Genomic DNA, 15,891 nt, shown 5'->3' with positions numbered 1-15,891 from the left:
CGTTATTATGCATTCTTCCTAACTAACTCTCTTATAACCGAGAGAAATCATTGAAAAGTGCAAGCCCCATTAACAGCACCAGCAGTATTGAGCCGATGCGATAACTAAAGTCTTGAACCCGCTCGGATACCGGACCGCCCTTCAGCTTTTCAATCGCCAGGAACAGCAGATGCCCCCCGTCAAGAACGGGCAGCGGAAACAGATTGATTATCCCCAAGTTCACGCTGATAAGCGCAAGAAACTTCAGGTAAAAGATCGGTCCGTATTCCGCTGTTATTCCAGCCCCCTGGGCGATAGCAATCGGCCCGCTGAGACTGGTCAGTTTCACATCACCGGTTATCAATTTTCCCAGCATCCGGGTCGTCATCGTCATCAGTTGCCAGGTTTCATCCATGGCCTTAAGGATAGCGTTGAACGGTCCGTACTGGCGTACAGTCTTATACTCATCAGGCAGAGGGGGGACTACAGGCGCAACGCCCGCCATACCTTCTACCTTTCCGTTGCCCGGTTTCCTGTCCGGGATCAGCGTTAAAGACAAGACGTTTCCCTGCCTTTCGACATCCAGCGTTAACGGCTTGCCCGGATTATCGCGCACAATCGTCACGAACGACATCCAGTGCGTTAACGTTTGACCATTGACTTTAACGATCCTGTCGCCGGCTTGCAAACCCGCCTTGCTTGCGGCGGATTTTGCCTGCACTTCCGACAGCACCGGTTCAACCCGCGGAACCCGCAGCAAAATGCCTAAAGAAGATACAGCATCTTCCTTGTCCGGCACAAATTTCCAGTGGCGCAAATCCAGGGTTTTCTCCTGGCGCTGGCCGCCGCCGACGGGTTCGACGCTAAGAACAGTGCGCGCTTCGCCAATTTTAGCCGTCAGCTGTAAACGCACACTATCCCAGTCAGGGGTTTCGATGCCATCAACGGCTTTAAGTTCCATGTCGGGCGCAATTTGCGCCTGTGCGGCAATGGAGTTGGGCGTTATTTCGCCAACCACCGGACGAAGGCCGGGTATACCGATCATAAAGATCAGCCACCAGGCGAAGATAGCGAAAATGAAGTTTGCAACCGGACCTGCGGCGATAATGGCCGCCCGCTGGCCGACGGTTTTATTATTGAAGGCATAGCGACGCAGCTCCGGTATCACCGGTTCAGCGCGCTCATCCAGCATTTTGACGTAGCCGCCCAGCGGGATCAGGGCGACAACATACTCGGTGCCGTGTCTGTCGGTACGACGCCAGAGGGCTTTACCAAAGCCAATTGAGAAGCGCTCGACACGAACGCCGCAGCGCCGGGCAACCCAGAAATGGCCGAATTCATGCACGGTGATCAGCACGCCCAGCGCGACAATAAATGCCGCCAGATCCCAGAGAAAACTCAGCATAGTGTCTTCCGTTATAGCGTCCTGAATACCAGCAGCAGCAGGCAGGCAAAAACCGGCACCGCCGCCGTCAGGCTGTCGATACGGTCAAGAATGCCGCCGTGTCCAGGGATCAGATGACCGCTGTCCTTAATGCCCGCTTCACGCTTAAACATGCTTTCGGTTAAGTCGCCAAGTACCGACGCCAGCGCCGCGATCACCGAACACGTCAGCAGGGTAAGCGGTGCCACGGCAAGATTCGCCCACATCCCATAGCCCCAGGAAATCACCGCGGCAACGAGCAGCCCGCCGAGGAAGCCCTGCCAGGTCTTTCCCGGCGAAACCTTCGGTGCCAGCTTATGTTTGCCAAACAGTTTGCCAAACATATAGGCACCGGAGTCCGCGCCCCAAACGAGAATCATGATATAAAGCAGCCATAGCGCACCGCTGTAGGGATTCTCATCATAGTGCCAGGCGCGCAGCGCCAGCATTCCCCAGAAGAAAGGCACGATCGTCAGGATGCCGAAAACCAGCCGCAGCGTCCTGGAGTGACGCCAGATCGCCGCGGAAGCAGGATAAAAGAGCACCAGTAGCAGCGCAACACACCACCAGCCCAACGACGCCCAGAGAGAGATCTCGACCAGCGGCTGACGAATATTATGATGATACTCCGGCAGCAGGAACAACATCAGCGCCAGCAGCAGCCCGCACAGCACGGCCAGCCAGACCCGCTGGGTACGCGCGGCAAAGCCGCTCAGCTGTCCCCATTCCCAGGCGGCCAGCATACATACCACCAGCGTAATGATGGCGAATCCCGACGGCGGCAGCAAAAACAGTGCCGCAATAACAGCGGGTATTAAAACAAAAGCGGAAATCAGGCGATACTTCAGCAAAAGCAACCCCCATCAGGCTTTGTCATCACCGGGTTCGGTGCCGCCAAAACGACGCTCTCGATTAGCAAAGGCATGCAGCGCCCCTTCAAAGTCTTGTTCATCGAAATCGGGCCAGAGAACATCAGTAAAGTAAAGTTCGGCATAAGCAATTTGCCAAAGCAAAAAGTTACTAATTCGATGCTCCCCCCCAGTCCTTATTACTAAATCCACCGGAGCCAGCTCGTGCATACAGATATGCTGACCAAGGGCGTCTTCATCAATCTGTTCGGGACGCAGCAGGCCCTGCTGCACCTGTTCCGCCAGCTGTCTGACGCCCTGGACAATGTCCCAGCGGCCGCCATAGTTTGCCGCGATATTCAGCGTCAGTCCGGTATTCTGCGCGGTCAACAGCTCTGAGCGGCGAATGCGCTCCTGTAAACGAGCGTTAAACCGGCTGGTATCACCAATGATGCGCAGGCGGACGTTGTGACGATGGAGGCTTTTAACCTCGCTATCCAGCGCCCAGACAAACAGCTCCATCAACGCGCTGACCTCCTGGGCCGGCCGGTTCCAGTTTTCACTGCTAAAGGCATACAGCGTTAACGCATCAATACCATTGTTGGCAGCAAAAGAGACGGCCCGGCGAACGGACCTGGCACCGGCCTTATGCCCGAAAGCGCGGATCTTCCCCTGCTTTTTCGCCCAGCGACCATTGCCGTCCATAATGATCGCGACATGACGGCAGCCATGTGCTGGCAAATTTTCGCTTACTGGTTGAGTTGCAGACAACATAACGCGTTTTAGTCCCTGAAAGGATTTAGCGGTACTCAGGAATACAGAAGCCTTTTACACTTCATCCTTCAAGCTACCTCTTTACCGGCCGCGCGCTCGCCCCGGTCACATACCGCCTGGTAGGCTCCCTGGGCACCTTCACCTGCCGCCTCGGTGCAACTCGAATGATTTTGTGTATCCACAAAAAAGCCGTGTCTAACCACGGCTTATCTGACCAAATAGAACCAGATTCCTGCAATCAGATGGCGCAGACTATATCACCGAAGCCCAACGCTAACAAATAGCACGCTCTTCTGTATCAGGTTTATCCCTGACTTGCGAGTCGCGTCACCGCTTTTCTGGCGACCTCCCGGGAGTGGGCATCAACCCTCAGCACATCCTCAACGGCGGCAGGCTCCTGCAGATCTATTTGCTCCAGCACCGCCAGATTGAGATCGGCAATATCGGTAAAGCGGATCTCACCGGCCAGAAACGCCGCGACGGCGATCTCATTAGCCGCGTTCAGCGCGGTGGTCGCCGCCTGTCCCTGATCGAACGCATCTATCGCCAGCTTAAGGCACGGATAGCGCCGATAGTCCGGTGCGCTGAAGGTCAACGCGCTGAGCTGGCGGAAGTCGAGCGGCTTCGCGCCGGAGGCCACGCGGTTCGGCCACGCCATCGTGTGGGCAATCGGCGTGCGCATATCCGGCTCGCCCAGCTGCGCCAGCACGCTGCCGTCCTGATAACGGACCATCGAGTGGATCACCGACTGCGGATGGATCAGCACCTCCATTTGCTCAGCGCTGGCGTTAAACAGCCAGCGCGCCTCGATGTATTCAAGGCCCTTGTTCATCATGGTGGCGGAATCAACGGAAATTTTTCGCCCCATAGACCAGTTCGGATGGCGGCACGCCTGTTCGGGCGTCATTTCGGACAGCGCGCCCAGCGGCGTCTCCCGGAACGGACCGCCGGAGCCGGTCAGTAAAACGGACAGTACGCCGTTCTGCTGCAGGTCAGCGTATCCCAGATTATGTTGGACAGGCTGGGGCATACTCTGAAAAATCGCGTTATGCTCGCTGTCGACCGGCAGAATTCGCGCGCGGCTTTGTTTAACCGCCTCCATAAACAGCCGCCCACAGGTGACCAGCGATTCTTTATTCGCCAGAAGGAGAGTCTTACCGGCGCGGATAGCGGCCAGCGTCGGCAGCAGCCCCGCTGCGCCAACGATGGCAGCCATCACCTGATCCACCTCGTCAAGGGCGGCCATTTCACAAGCCGCCTGCTGACCGCTCAGCACCTCGGTGCGGCTGCCGTGCTCCAGAAGCGCCGTTTTTAGCCGGGCGGCGCTGCTTTCATCGTCCATAACCGCATAGCGCGGGGCAAACTCCAGGCACTGCTCCACCATACGGGTGACGTTTTTGCCGGCGACCAGCGCAACGACGCGAAAATGTTCAGGATTATGGCGCACCACGTCCAGCGTACTGCAACCGATAGATCCCGTTGAGCCGAGAAGGGTTAAATGCTTCATGAGACGTCCAGAAAAGTATACCCGTTGTTCTGTAAGCTACAGGCGCGTTGACGACAGGGTTAGATGGCCTGAAGCCTTACCCCGTCAGGATCAGCGCTGAACGGCGTCCACATCTTTGCCGCTCGCTTGCCGCCTGATTCGGCCCGCTGGTCTTTCTTCCTTCGGGGTCCGCTTTACGGCCGTTCAAATCGCTTTGCGTTTTGTCATGCAGCTCGAATGACCGGGGTATAAAAGGTTAAAAAGCAAAACGCCGCCAGCCGATCCGTAAGGATCCCCTGGCGGCGTTTTACACGTCACCCTTCAGATCGCCGCCTGTCCGGCAGCACCCGCTCGCCCCGTCCGCATAGCGTTCTATACCCGGCATACTTCAAGTTGCCTGTGCGTTGGCTTTATTCGGCCCTGGGGCCTCACCCCTTCGGGGCCAGCCCGGGGGCTGTTCAAAACGCGCTGCGTTTTGTCCTGCAACTCGAATTATTTAGGGTATATACGGACGAAAGTTCACCGGACTGCCGCAGCAAAGCGGCCCGAATGATGCTTATTGTGTACAGAAGAATCAGAACTGCATCAGCTCCGCTTCTTTATCTGCCAGCGCCGCTTCCACTTTCTTGATGGCGGCGTCGGTCAGCTTCTGTACGTCTTCCTGAGAACGGCGATCTTCATCTTCGCCGATCTCTTTGTCTTTCAGCAGCGCTTTGACCTTATCGTTCGCATCACGACGAACGTTGCGCACGGCGACGCGCGCCTGCTCCGCTTCGGCACGCACGATTTTGGTCAGATCTTTACGACGTTCTTCGGTCAGCGGCGGCAGCGGAACGCGAATATCGCTGCCCGCAGAGCTTGGGTTCAGGCCAAGATCGGAGGCCATAATGGCCTTCTCAACGGCCGGGCTCATAGAGCGGTCAAACACGTTGATTTTCAGCGTGCGGGAATCTTCTACCGTTACGCTTGCCAGCTGGCGCAGCGGCGTCGGCGTGCCGTAGTACTCCACGACAATGCCATCCAGCAGGCTGGGAGAAGCACGACCCGTGCGTATTTTGCTGATTTGGGTTTTGAACGCTTCCACGCACTTGTCCATGCGTACTTCAGCATCTTTTCTGATATCGCTAATCACGTTACGAATCCTTGAAAACTTGTCTCAGTCAGACCAGACGGTCACACACGACGGAAGTGTGCTAAGTATAGCCCTGATTAATGCATGCTACGGGCAAGCCCGCGCGACTAACGCAGAATCTTACCTCTATTTCTACCTAAAATCATTCAGGTTGTGTCAGGGCGGCGGCGAAGGGAGCTTCCTGGTGCCGGAGCAGACGGGACAGGCCGGGGGCCGCGCGCGAAAACAACCTGAAAGACAGAGTGTATCACGGGAATTACTCCGTGATTAATGTGCCTTCTTTTTCACCCATCACCACGCGACGCAGCGCGCCGGGTTTGTTCATGTTGAAAACGCGAATCGGCAGCTTATGGTCGCGGGCCAGGGTAAAGGCGGCGAGATCCATCACCTTCAGCTCTTTTTCCAGCACTTCACCATAGGAGAGCTGCTCGTACATGGTCGCCGTCGGATCTTTTGCCGGATCGGCAGTGAAGACCCCGTCGACCTTCGTGGCTTTCAGCACGACGTCCGCTTCAATTTCAATCCCGCGCAGGCAGGCGGCGGAGTCGGTGGTGAAGAACGGATTGCCGGTGCCGGCGGAGAGGATCACCACCCGGTTATTTCGCAGCAGGCTGATCGCCTCCGCCCAGCTGTAGTTATCGCAGACACCATTCAGCGGAATGGCGGACATCAGGCGGGCGTTCACATAGGCGCGATGAAGCGCATCGCGCATCGCCAGTCCGTTCATCACGGTGGCCAGCATGCCCATGTGGTCGCCCACGACGCGGTTCATTCCCGCTTTCGCCAGGCCAGCGCCACGGAACAGGTTACCGCCACCAATCACCACGCCAACCTGAATACCCAGCTCCACCAGCTCTTTAATTTCCTGAGCCATACGATCGAGGATGCTTGCATCAATACCGAAGCCTTCCGAACCCTGCAGAGCTTCACCACTCAGTTTAAGCAGAATGCGTTTATAGACGGGTTTTGCATTGGTAGCCATGTTTCTTTCCTGAGACTGTCAACGATTGAGATAGGTTAATATCGACGACATACGATGTCGTTTTACAGCACCGCCATGCTACTCGCTATCCTTCGGACTGAAGCAGCGGCCGCTGAGTCTCCGCTCTGTGTGGACTCATTTGCCGCCTGCCCGCCCCCGAACGATCGGAGTGGAAGCTGGCTTAACTTTTAAGAGGGGTATAAAAAGAAGCCGCCCTCAGGCGGCTGCTTTCAAACGATTAAGACTGCTTCGACATTGCCGCAACTTCTGCTGCGAAGTCAGACTCAACTTTCTCGATGCCTTCACCCACTTCAAAGCGGATGAAGCCGGTCACGTCGGCGTTGTGCTCTTTCAGCAGTTGACCAACGGTTTTGCCCGGCTCCATAACGAAAGGCTGACCGGTCAGAGAAACTTCGCCGGTGAATTTCTTCATGCGGCCTTCAACCATTTTTTCGGCGATCTCTTTCGGCTTGCCGGACTGCATCGCGATGTCCAGCTGCACCTGGTATTCTTTCTCAACCACTTCCGGAGAAACGTCTTCCGGCTTAACGAACTCCGGCTTGCTGGCGGCGACGTGCATCGCCAGCTGCTTAACCAGCTCTTCGTCTGCGCCGTTAGCAGCAACCAGAACGCCGATGCGCGCGCCGTGCTGGTAAGAGCCCAGCACGTTGCCTTCCAGAGCGGCGATGCGGCGAATGTTGATGTTTTCACCGATTTTCGCTACCAGCGCCACGCGCTCTTCTTCGAACTGCGCTTTCAGTACGTCAACGTCGGTGATTTTGCCCGCTACTGCGGCATCCAGCACTTTGTCGGCAAACGCCTGGAAACCGCCATCTTTCGCTACGAAGTCGGTCTGGCAGTTAACTTCCAGAATGAAAGCGATGTTGCCGTCGATTTTGGTTTTGATAACGCCGTCAGCAGCCACGTTGCCCGCTTTTTTCGCTGCCTTGATCGCGCCGGATTTACGCATGTTTTCGATTGCCAGCTCGATGTCGCCGTTCGCTTCGGTCAGCGCCTTTTTGCAATCCATCATGCCTGCGCCAGTACGCTCGCGCAGCTCTTTTACCAGGGATGCGGTAATTTCAGCCATTCTAAAATCCTCGGAAGATGTGATCTGCCCGGCACGGGACCGTACAGATTTAAAAGTGAAAAAGGGGCCGAAAAGGCCCCCTAACCAAACGTGATACTACCTGGTTTATAAGGGGGCTCCCCCTTCATACTTCGGGCCGCTGGCGCGCTGCCTTCACTCGTTCCGGTCACATACCGATGTAAGCTTCCGGAAATTTTCGAGCCTGCCGCCTTCCTGCAACCCGAACTACTCCTGGGGAGTTATCAAACCTTATTATTCCGCTTCTACGAAGCTTTCTTCCGCCTGGGAAGCCAGATCCTGGGAACGGCCTTCACGAACGGTTGCAGCGACTGCGTTCAGGTACAGGCTAACGGCGCGGATTGCGTCGTCGTTGCCCGGAATAACGAAGTCTACGCCGTCCGGATCGGAGTTGGTATCAACGATAGCAAATACCGGAATGCCCAGGTTGTTCGCTTCTTTGATTGCAATGTGCTCGTGGTCAGCATCGATAACGAACAGCGCGTCCGGCAGGCCGCCCATGTCTTTGATACCGCCCAGGCTGTTTTCCAGTTTCTCCAGCTCACGGGTGCGCATCAGCGCTTCTTTCTTGGTCAGCTTTTCGAAAGTACCGTCCTGAGACTGGGTTTCCAGGTCTTTCAGGCGCTTGATGGACTGACGAACGGTTTTCCAGTTGGTCAGCATACCGCCCAGCCAGCGATGGTTCACGAAGAACTGGTCGCAGCTGTTAGCAGCGTCTTTCACCGCTTCGCTTGCCGCGCGCTTAGTACCAACGAAAAGGATTTTACCTTTGCGAGAGGCGATCTTGCTCAACTCAGCCAGCGCGTCGTTGAACATCGGTACGGTTTTCTCAAGGTTGATGATGTGAACTTTGTTACGCGCGCCGAAGATGAACGGCTTCATTTTCGGGTTCCAGTAACGGGTCTGGTGACCGAAGTGAACACCAGCCTTGAGCATATCGCGCATGGAAACAGTAGCCATGTTTAAAACCTCTATATAAAAGTTGGGGTTATGCCTCCACGTATCCCATATTACCGACCCTGAGGGCACCCCGGAATATGTGCCGATACGTGTGTGTTGTTACACAAAGTGAGATTTGTCGCTTCAGTCCATCTTGTGTAGTTTTCAAATGGAACAGAAGTCCGGCGCGCTTTATACCACAAATACGCAGCAGACACCAATTATTGTTGGCGCACGGCGCGAAACCGGACGGCGGCCCGATGGGCTATACAGGCTTCGCGCCCTTCCCCCGCCGCGCCCGGAAGAGCGTTTGTCCCGCCTGCGGCACAAAAGACGAAGTTCAGAATGATTCACAGTTTGGCAGCAGCCGCGCGGGCCTGATAACATTGACGTCACTTACACATTTTATTGTCGAAAGAGTTCGACGCTGGTGGACAGAATTCATGGCTATCTCAATCAAGACCCCTGAAGAAATCGAAAAAATGCGCGTCGCGGGCCGTCTGGCCGCCGAGGTGCTGGAGATGATCGCGTCGCATATTAAGCCGGGCGTCAGCACCGGCGAGCTGGACCGCATCTGCAACGACCATATCGTCAATCAACAGCACGCGGTCTCCGCCTGCCTCGGCTACCACGGCTTTCCGAAATCCGTCTGCATTTCGATTAACGAAGTGGTCTGCCACGGCATCCCGGACGACGGTAAGCTTTTAAAGGACGGCGACATCGTTAATATCGACGTTACCGTTATTAAGGACGGCTACCACGGCGACACCTCCAGAATGTTTATCGTCGGCAAGCCGACCATTCTGGGCGAACGCCTGTGCCGCGTAACCCAGGAGAGCCTCTATCTGGCCCTCCGCATGGTCAAGCCGGGCATTCGCCTGCGCACGCTGGGGGCGGCGATCCAGAAGTATGCCGAAGGCGAAGGCTTCTCGGTGGTGCGTGAATACTGCGGTCACGGTATTGGCCGCGGCTTCCACGAGGAGCCGCAGGTGCTGCACTACGACGCCGACGACGGCGGCGTGGTGCTGCAGCCGGGCATGACCTTTACCATCGAGCCGATGCTTAACGCCGGCGATTACCGCATCCGCACCATGAAGGACGGCTGGACGGTAAAAACCAAAGACCGCAGCTTGTCTGCCCAGTACGAGCATACTATCGTAGTGACCGACAACGGCTGCGAAATCCTGACGCTACGCCAGGATGACACCATCCCGGCGATACTCTCGCACGACGCATAAGAAGAAGCCGGCGAACGCCGGCTTTTTTAATAGCACAGCATGTCCTTTTGGGGGGCGCATGACCAATACTCTTCCTGAACAGCGCGCCAATACGGCCCTCCCTGCCCTGCCCGATCAGCCGGACAACCCCGGCGTCTGGCCGACGGACGATCTGAACGTCGCCGGCATCAGGGCGCATATCGACACCTTCCAGCGCTGGCTGGGCGACGCCTTCGACAACGGTATCTCCGCCGAACAGCTGATCGAGGCCCGGACCGAGTTTATCGACCAGCTGCTGCAGCGGCTGTGGATTGAAGCCGGTTTCGGCCAGTTTGCCGACCTGGCGCTGGTGGCGGTGGGCGGCTACGGACGCGGCGAGCTGCACCCGCTTTCCGATATCGATCTGCTGGTGCTCAGCCGCCAGAAGCTACCCGACGCCGAGGCGCAGAAGATCGGCGAACTGCTGACGCTGCTGTGGGACGTAAGGCTGGAGGTGGGGCACAGCGTGCGCACTCTGGAAGAGTGTCTGCTGGAGGGACTGTCTGATTTAACCGTCGCCACCAACCTGATTGAAACACGCCTGCTGATTGGCGACGTAGCGCTGTTCCTTGAGCTACAAAAGCACATTTTCAGCGACGGCTTCTGGCCTTCCGCAAAGTTCTACGCCGCCAAGGTCGAGGAACAAAAGCAGCGCCACCTGCGCTACCACGGCACCAGCTATAACCTGGAGCCGGACATTAAAAGCAGCCCCGGCGGCCTGCGCGATATTCATACCCTGCAGTGGGTGGCCCGCCGCCACTTCGGCGCTACCTCGCTGGACGAAATGGTCGGCTTCGGCTTTCTGACCCAGGCGGAGCGCGCCGAGCTTAACGAATGCCTGCATATCCTGTGGCGCATCCGCTTCGCGCTGCATCTGGTCGTCAGCCGTTACGACAACCGCCTGTTGTTCGACCGCCAGCTGAGCGTCGCCCGGCGTCTCAACTATAGCGGCGAAGGCAACGAGCCGGTCGAGCAGATGATGAAGGACTATTTCCGGGCCACCCGCCGGGTCAGCGAGCTGAATCAGATGCTGCTGCAGCTGTTTGATGAGGCGATCCTCGCCCTGACCGCCGACGAAAAACCGCGCCCCATTGACGACGAATTTCAGCTGCGCGGCACCCTGATCGACCTGCGCGATGAGACGCTGTTCATCCGCGAGCCGGAGGCGATTCTGCGGATGTTCTACACCATGGTGCGCAACAGCGCCATTAGCGGCATCTACTCGACTACCCTGCGTCATCTGCGCCACGCCCGCCGCCATCTGAACCAGCCGCTGTGCTACCTCCCCGAGGCGCGCAGGCTATTTCTCAGTATGCTGCGCCACCCCGGTGCCGTCAGCCGCGGCCTGCTCCCCATGCACCGACACAGCGTGCTGTGGGCCTATATGCCGCAGTGGTCGCACATTGTCGGCCAGATGCAGTTTGACCTGTTTCACGCCTACACGGTGGACGAGCACACCGTCCGGGTGATGCTGAAGCTGGAGAGCTTCGCCAACGAGGAGACCCGTCAGCGCCACCCGCTGTGCGTGGATCTCTGGCCGCGGCTCTCCCATCCGGAGCTGATTCTGATTGCCGCCCTGTTTCACGATATCGCCAAAGGCCGCGGCGGCGACCATTCGGTGCTGGGTGCTGAGGACGCGCAGGCCTTCGCCGAGCTGCACGGACTCAATTCACGCGAAACGCAGCTGGTGGTCTGGCTGGTACGCCATCATCTGCTGATGTCGGTCACCGCCCAGCGCCGCGATATTCAGGACCCGGAAGTGATTAAGCAGTTTGCCGAAGCGGTGCAGACCGAAAACCGCCTGCGCTTCCTCGTCTGCCTGACGGTTGCCGACATCTGCGCAACCAACGAAACGCTGTGGAACAGCTGGAAGCAGAGCCTGCTGCGCGAACTCTATTTCGCTACCGAGAAGCAACTGCGCCTCGGCATGCAAAACACGCCGGATATGCGCGAGCGGGTGCGGCATCATCAGCTTCAGGCGCTGGCGCTGCTGCGGATGGACAACATCAGCGAAGAGGCGCTGCATAAAATCTGGACCCGCTGCCGGGCCAACTACTTTGTACGCCACAGCCCGGGCCAGCTGGCGTGGCACGCGCGTCATCTGCTGCGCCATGACCTCAGTCAGCCGCTGGTTCTGCTCAGCCCGCAGGCCACGCGCGGGGGAACCGAAATCTTTATCTGGAGCCCGGACCGGCCCTACCTGTTCGCGGCGGTATGCGCCGAGCTGGACAGGCGCAACCTCAGCGTTCACGACGCGCAGATTTTCACCACCCGCGACGGAATGGCGATGGATACCTTTATCGTCCTTGAGCCGGACGGCAGCCCGCTGTCGCCGGATCGGCATGAGGCGATCCGCGCCGGGCTGGAGCAGGCGATCGCCCAGCGCAGCTGGCAACCGCCGCAGCCGCGCCGCCAGCCCTCCCGGCTGCGCCACTTTACCGTCGATACCGCGGTCACCTTCCTGCCGACCCACACCGACAGGAAATCGTTTCTTGAGCTGATCGCCCTCGACCGGCCGGGGCTGCTGGCGCGGGTCGGGCAAATTTTTGCCGATCTGGGAATTTCGCTGCACGGTGCCCGAATTACAACCATTGGCGAACGAGTAGAAGATTTATTTATAATCGCCACCGCCGATCGGCGCGCCCTTAATAGCGCGCTGCAGCAGGAAGTGCATCAACGGTTGACAGAGGCCCTTAATCCAAACGATAAAGGGTAACGTGTTTATTCATATGGAAAGAGATTAACAATGCAGCAGTTACAGAACGTTATTGAGACCGCTTTTGAGCGCCGTGCCGACATTACTCCGGCCAATGTGGATACCGTCACCCGTGAGGCGGTAAACCAGGTGATTTCCCTGCTGGATTCCGGCGCGCTGCGCGTGGCGGAAAAGATCGACGGCCAGTGGGTAACGCATCAGTGGCTGAAGAAAGCGGTGCTGCTCTCTTTCCGGATTAACGATAACCAGGTGATAGACGGTGCGGAAAGTCGCTATTTTGATAAGGTGCCGATGAAATTTGCCGACTACGACGCGGCGCGCTTCCAGAAGGAAGGTTTCCGCGTTGTGCCGCCGGCGGCGGTGCGCCAAGGCGCGTTTATCGCCCGCAACACCGTGCTGATGCCCTCCTACGTCAACATTGGCGCATACGTTGATGAAGGCACCATGGTAGATACCTGGGCGACCGTCGGCTCCTGCGCGCAGATCGGTAAAAACGTTCATCTCTCCGGCGGCGTCGGCATCGGCGGCGTGCTGGAGCCGCTGCAGGCTAACCCGACCATCATTGAAGACAACTGCTTCATCGGCGCGCGCTCCGAAGTGGTGGAAGGCGTGATCGTGGAAGAAGGTTCCGTGATCTCCATGGGCGTCTATATCGGCCAGAGCACCCGCATTTACGATCGCGAAACCGGCGAAGTGCATTACGGCCGCGTCCCGGCCGGCTCCGTGGTGGTTTCCGGCAATCTGCCGTCAAAAGATGGCACCTATAGCCTGTACTGCGCGGTCATCGTGAAAAAAGTCGACGCCAAAACGCGCGGCAAGGTCGGTATTAACGAACTGCTGCGTTCTATCGACTAACGCTGCGGGCCGGGTAACGGGACGTTATCCGGCCATTTTCATCATCTAATGGATGAGAGATGATTTCACGAAGAGGTCTGTTACCGGGCGCTGCCGGAACGGGTTATATGCACTAGCTGGAGCCAGAGTGATTTGCGGTCTCCGCGCCGCATATTCCCTTCTTTCATACTCAGCCCGGCGCAGACGCTGTTCTTCTCCGACTTACCCTATTCCCGCAATGTTCCCCTGCCCCTGATTGCCCGGGCCATGACGCACGCCCTTGCGCAGCGGCCAGATGCATATTCCCCTTATCGGTCTACCGTTTACGCTGGTTAACGATAAAAGGCACGCCGCCGGCTTAAACGCCTTTGGCACCCGCAGGATCTACACCACCCGGGGCGTCGGCAGCCTTTACGGCCTGCGCCTGAACGGCCGCCCGGAGGTCACCTGGCTCATCTGACCCAGGCCGCGCACCCGACCTCCGCCGCCGGTTAAACCCGCCGCCAGAGCTATCGTCAGGATAAAACAGGTAACTTTCCCGTTTTTACGCCATTATAAAATGCAGTAAGAATGCAGAAGGAAGCGGCATCCCTGAAAACCAGGCCAGCAGCTAAGATGCCATAAGTAAAATTCACTGACTCTCTGTTTGAGGTACCGCTATGTATGACAACCTGAAAAGTCTGGGCATTACCAATCCGGAAGAAATCGACCGGTACAGCCTGCGGCAGGAAGCCAACAACGACATTCTGAAAATCTATTTCCAAAAGGATAAAGGCGAATTCTTCGCCAAGAGCGTCAAGTTCAAATATCCGCGCCAGCGTAAAACCGTGGCCGCCGACGGCGTTGGCCAGGGCTACAAGGAGGTACAGGAGATCAGCCCCAATCTGCGCTACGTGATCGACGAGCTGGATCAAATTAGCCAGCGCGATCGCAGCGATATTGAACTGAAGCGTAAGATCCTCGACGACCTGCACCACCTGGAAAGCGTAGTGGCCAACAAAATCAGCGAAATTGAGTCCGATCTGGAAAAGCTGACGCGCAAATAAGCGCCCTGCCGCCCGGCGCGCTTTGCTTACCGGCCTCTGCGTCGGGCAACGACGCGATCCGGGGGCTTCGGCCTGGCCTTAGGCTGTGTCCCTTAATGCTGCTCGTCCAGCTGCAGCGCCACGTACAGCAGCAGCCGATCGTCAAAATTTCCCAGATTCAGGCCGGTCAGTTCAGAAATCCGGTTGAGACGGTACTCCAGCGTATTACGGTGGATAAACAGCGCCTTTGAGGTCGCCAGCGGCTGCACGTTATGGCGAAACCACGCCGTCAGCGTTCGCCGCAGCAGGCCGTTGTTGTCCATCGCCTTCAGCCTGGTAAGCGGACGCGCCAGCTCATTGGCCTGCCAGCCGCCGCGCAGGCTGTCGAGCAGCACCGGCAGCATCAAATCCTGATAAAAGTAGCTGCGGCTCTCCGGCATCCGCTGCTTGCCGACCATCATGGTGGTGCGCGCGGTGCGCCAGGAGCGGGCAATGCTGCCGGGGCCGGTAAAATAGTTGCCCAGCGCCACCCGAAAGCGCAGCTGGCCGTTCTCTTTCATTCGCGCAATCAGCTGCTCAACGCGCCTGCGGTGATCCTCCGCGTCCCAGCGGCCAAACTGGTTCAGCGCCGGTTTCAGCACCACCATCTCGGTCAGTGACACAATCGCTATCAGGTTATTGCGCTCCGGCGTGGTCAGCGCGTTCTGCAGTTGCTGCAGCTCCGCCATCGCGCTGTCGACGCCAAGCTGCCCGCTGTCCACTTCCACCACCGCCACCACGCGCGGCTGGTTGAGATCGATGCCGAGCCGCTGCGCCCACTCCGTCAGCGCGGGGGTATGCTCTTCGGCCTGGAGCAGGTTCATCACCAGCTCCTCGCGCAGGCGGCTGTCCTGGGCCAGCAGATGCATCAGCCGCGACTGCTCAAGCATCATTTCGGCGGTCATACAGACCAGTTCGCCATACTTGCGCAGGTGCTCCGGCTCGCCGGTGAGCCCGATCACGCCGACAATTTCCCCCTCAAGGCGCAGCGGCAGGTTAATCCCCTGCCGCACGCCGTGCAGATGGCGCGCCACCGCGTCGTCAATATCCACCACCCGCCCCTGAGAGAGCACCAGCAGCGCGCCTTCGTGCAATTCACCAATACGTTCGCGATCGCCACTGCCGATGATGCGCCCCCGGTCATCCATTACGTTGATGTTGGTATCAATAATGCGCATCGTGCGCGCCACGATATCCTGCGCCATTTTAGTATCAAGATGCCAGCCAGCCATAATCCCTCCTCTGAGCAGATCCCAAGCATAGGGAAGATAATAGCGGGCACCATTGTGCAAACGCACAAAGCCGAGGGGAGAAGTATGGAGTTGTGGCCAGGTTCACAAAATATATTGT

General features: G+C 57.7%; 13 protein-coding genes and 1 pseudogene. 5 read left to right on the top strand and 9 right to left on the bottom strand.

Annotation, left to right across the window (positions count from 1 at the left end):
- Window positions 1-31: 31 nt before the first annotated feature.
- From rseP to rpsB, 8 genes are all read right to left on the bottom strand, one after another.
- A complete protein-coding gene (gene rseP, locus GJV78_RS02690) occupies window positions 32-1,384 on the bottom strand; it encodes a sigma E protease regulator RseP (protein ID WP_155106868.1) in 1,353 nt (450 codons plus the stop codon).
- Window positions 1,385-1,395: 11 nt separating this feature from the next.
- The gene (cdsA, locus tag GJV78_RS02685) at window positions 1,396-2,253 is read right to left on the bottom strand and encodes a phosphatidate cytidylyltransferase (protein ID WP_155106867.1); all 858 of its coding nucleotides are present in this window, start codon (window positions 2,251-2,253) and stop codon (window positions 1,396-1,398) included.
- Between the two features lie 12 nt (window positions 2,254-2,265).
- Window positions 2,266-3,024 carry a (2E,6E)-farnesyl-diphosphate-specific ditrans,polycis-undecaprenyl-diphosphate synthase gene (gene ispU / locus GJV78_RS02680; protein WP_155106866.1) on the bottom strand — a complete coding sequence of 253 codons (759 nt, stop codon included), beginning with the start codon at window positions 3,022-3,024 and terminating at the stop codon, window positions 2,266-2,268.
- Window positions 3,025-3,328: 304 nt separating this feature from the next.
- Window positions 3,329-4,531: a 1-deoxy-D-xylulose-5-phosphate reductoisomerase gene (gene ispC, locus GJV78_RS02675; RefSeq protein WP_155106865.1), complete on the bottom strand. Its 1,203-nt coding sequence runs from the start codon at window positions 4,529-4,531 to the stop codon at window positions 3,329-3,331.
- Window positions 4,532-5,084: 553 nt separating this feature from the next.
- The gene (gene frr, locus GJV78_RS02670; RefSeq protein WP_167519333.1) at window positions 5,085-5,642 is read right to left on the bottom strand and encodes a ribosome recycling factor; all 558 of its coding nucleotides are present in this window, start codon (window positions 5,640-5,642) and stop codon (window positions 5,085-5,087) included.
- Window positions 5,643-5,898: 256 nt separating this feature from the next.
- The gene (pyrH, locus tag GJV78_RS02665) at window positions 5,899-6,624 is read right to left on the bottom strand and encodes a UMP kinase (RefSeq protein ID WP_155106864.1); all 726 of its coding nucleotides are present in this window, start codon (window positions 6,622-6,624) and stop codon (window positions 5,899-5,901) included.
- A gap of 238 nt (window positions 6,625-6,862) precedes the next feature.
- Window positions 6,863-7,714 carry a translation elongation factor Ts gene (gene tsf / locus GJV78_RS02660; protein ID WP_155106863.1) on the bottom strand — a complete coding sequence of 284 codons (852 nt, stop codon included), beginning with the start codon at window positions 7,712-7,714 and terminating at the stop codon, window positions 6,863-6,865.
- Between the two features lie 252 nt (window positions 7,715-7,966).
- Window positions 7,967-8,692 (bottom strand): 30S ribosomal protein S2, encoded by a 726-nt coding sequence (gene rpsB / locus GJV78_RS02655; protein WP_155106862.1) that lies wholly within the window; start codon window positions 8,690-8,692, stop codon window positions 7,967-7,969.
- A gap of 422 nt (window positions 8,693-9,114) precedes the next feature.
- Here rpsB and map point away from each other — a divergent pair, with 422 nt between their 5' ends.
- The 5 genes and pseudogenes from map to GJV78_RS02630 all read left to right on the top strand — a co-directional run bounded on the left by map (window position 9,115) and on the right by GJV78_RS02630 (window position 14,523).
- The gene (gene map / locus GJV78_RS02650) at window positions 9,115-9,909 is read left to right on the top strand and encodes a type I methionyl aminopeptidase (RefSeq protein ID WP_155106861.1); all 795 of its coding nucleotides are present in this window, start codon (window positions 9,115-9,117) and stop codon (window positions 9,907-9,909) included.
- A gap of 58 nt (window positions 9,910-9,967) precedes the next feature.
- Window positions 9,968-12,643 (top strand): bifunctional uridylyltransferase/uridylyl-removing protein GlnD, encoded by a 2,676-nt coding sequence (glnD, locus tag GJV78_RS02645; RefSeq protein ID WP_155106860.1) that lies wholly within the window; start codon window positions 9,968-9,970, stop codon window positions 12,641-12,643.
- Between the two features lie 30 nt (window positions 12,644-12,673).
- Window positions 12,674-13,498 carry a 2,3,4,5-tetrahydropyridine-2,6-dicarboxylate N-succinyltransferase gene (dapD, locus tag GJV78_RS02640; RefSeq protein WP_155106859.1) on the top strand — a complete coding sequence of 275 codons (825 nt, stop codon included), beginning with the start codon at window positions 12,674-12,676 and terminating at the stop codon, window positions 13,496-13,498.
- 268 nt (window positions 13,499-13,766) lie between these two features.
- A pseudogene (locus GJV78_RS02635) lies at window positions 13,767-13,937 on the top strand (phosphodiesterase YaeI); the annotation flags it as partial.
- A 199-nt stretch (window positions 13,938-14,136) separates the two neighbouring features.
- Window positions 14,137-14,523, top strand: a complete 387-nt coding sequence (locus GJV78_RS02630) for a DUF3461 family protein (protein WP_155106858.1) — start codon at window positions 14,137-14,139, stop codon at window positions 14,521-14,523.
- A 92-nt stretch (window positions 14,524-14,615) separates the two neighbouring features.
- On the opposite strand, the gene cdaR is transcribed toward GJV78_RS02630, so the two are convergent.
- A complete protein-coding gene (cdaR, locus tag GJV78_RS02625) occupies window positions 14,616-15,773 on the bottom strand; it encodes a DNA-binding transcriptional regulator CdaR (protein WP_155106857.1) in 1,158 nt (385 codons plus the stop codon).
- Between the last annotated feature and the right edge of the window lie 118 nt (window positions 15,774-15,891).

This window comes from Intestinirhabdus alba (genome assembly GCF_009711095.1).
Taxonomy (GTDB): Bacteria; Pseudomonadota; Gammaproteobacteria; order Enterobacterales; family Enterobacteriaceae; genus Intestinirhabdus; species Intestinirhabdus alba.
Note: the sequence above shows the minus strand (reverse complement) of the source record. Positions and strands in the feature narration are given on the sequence as shown.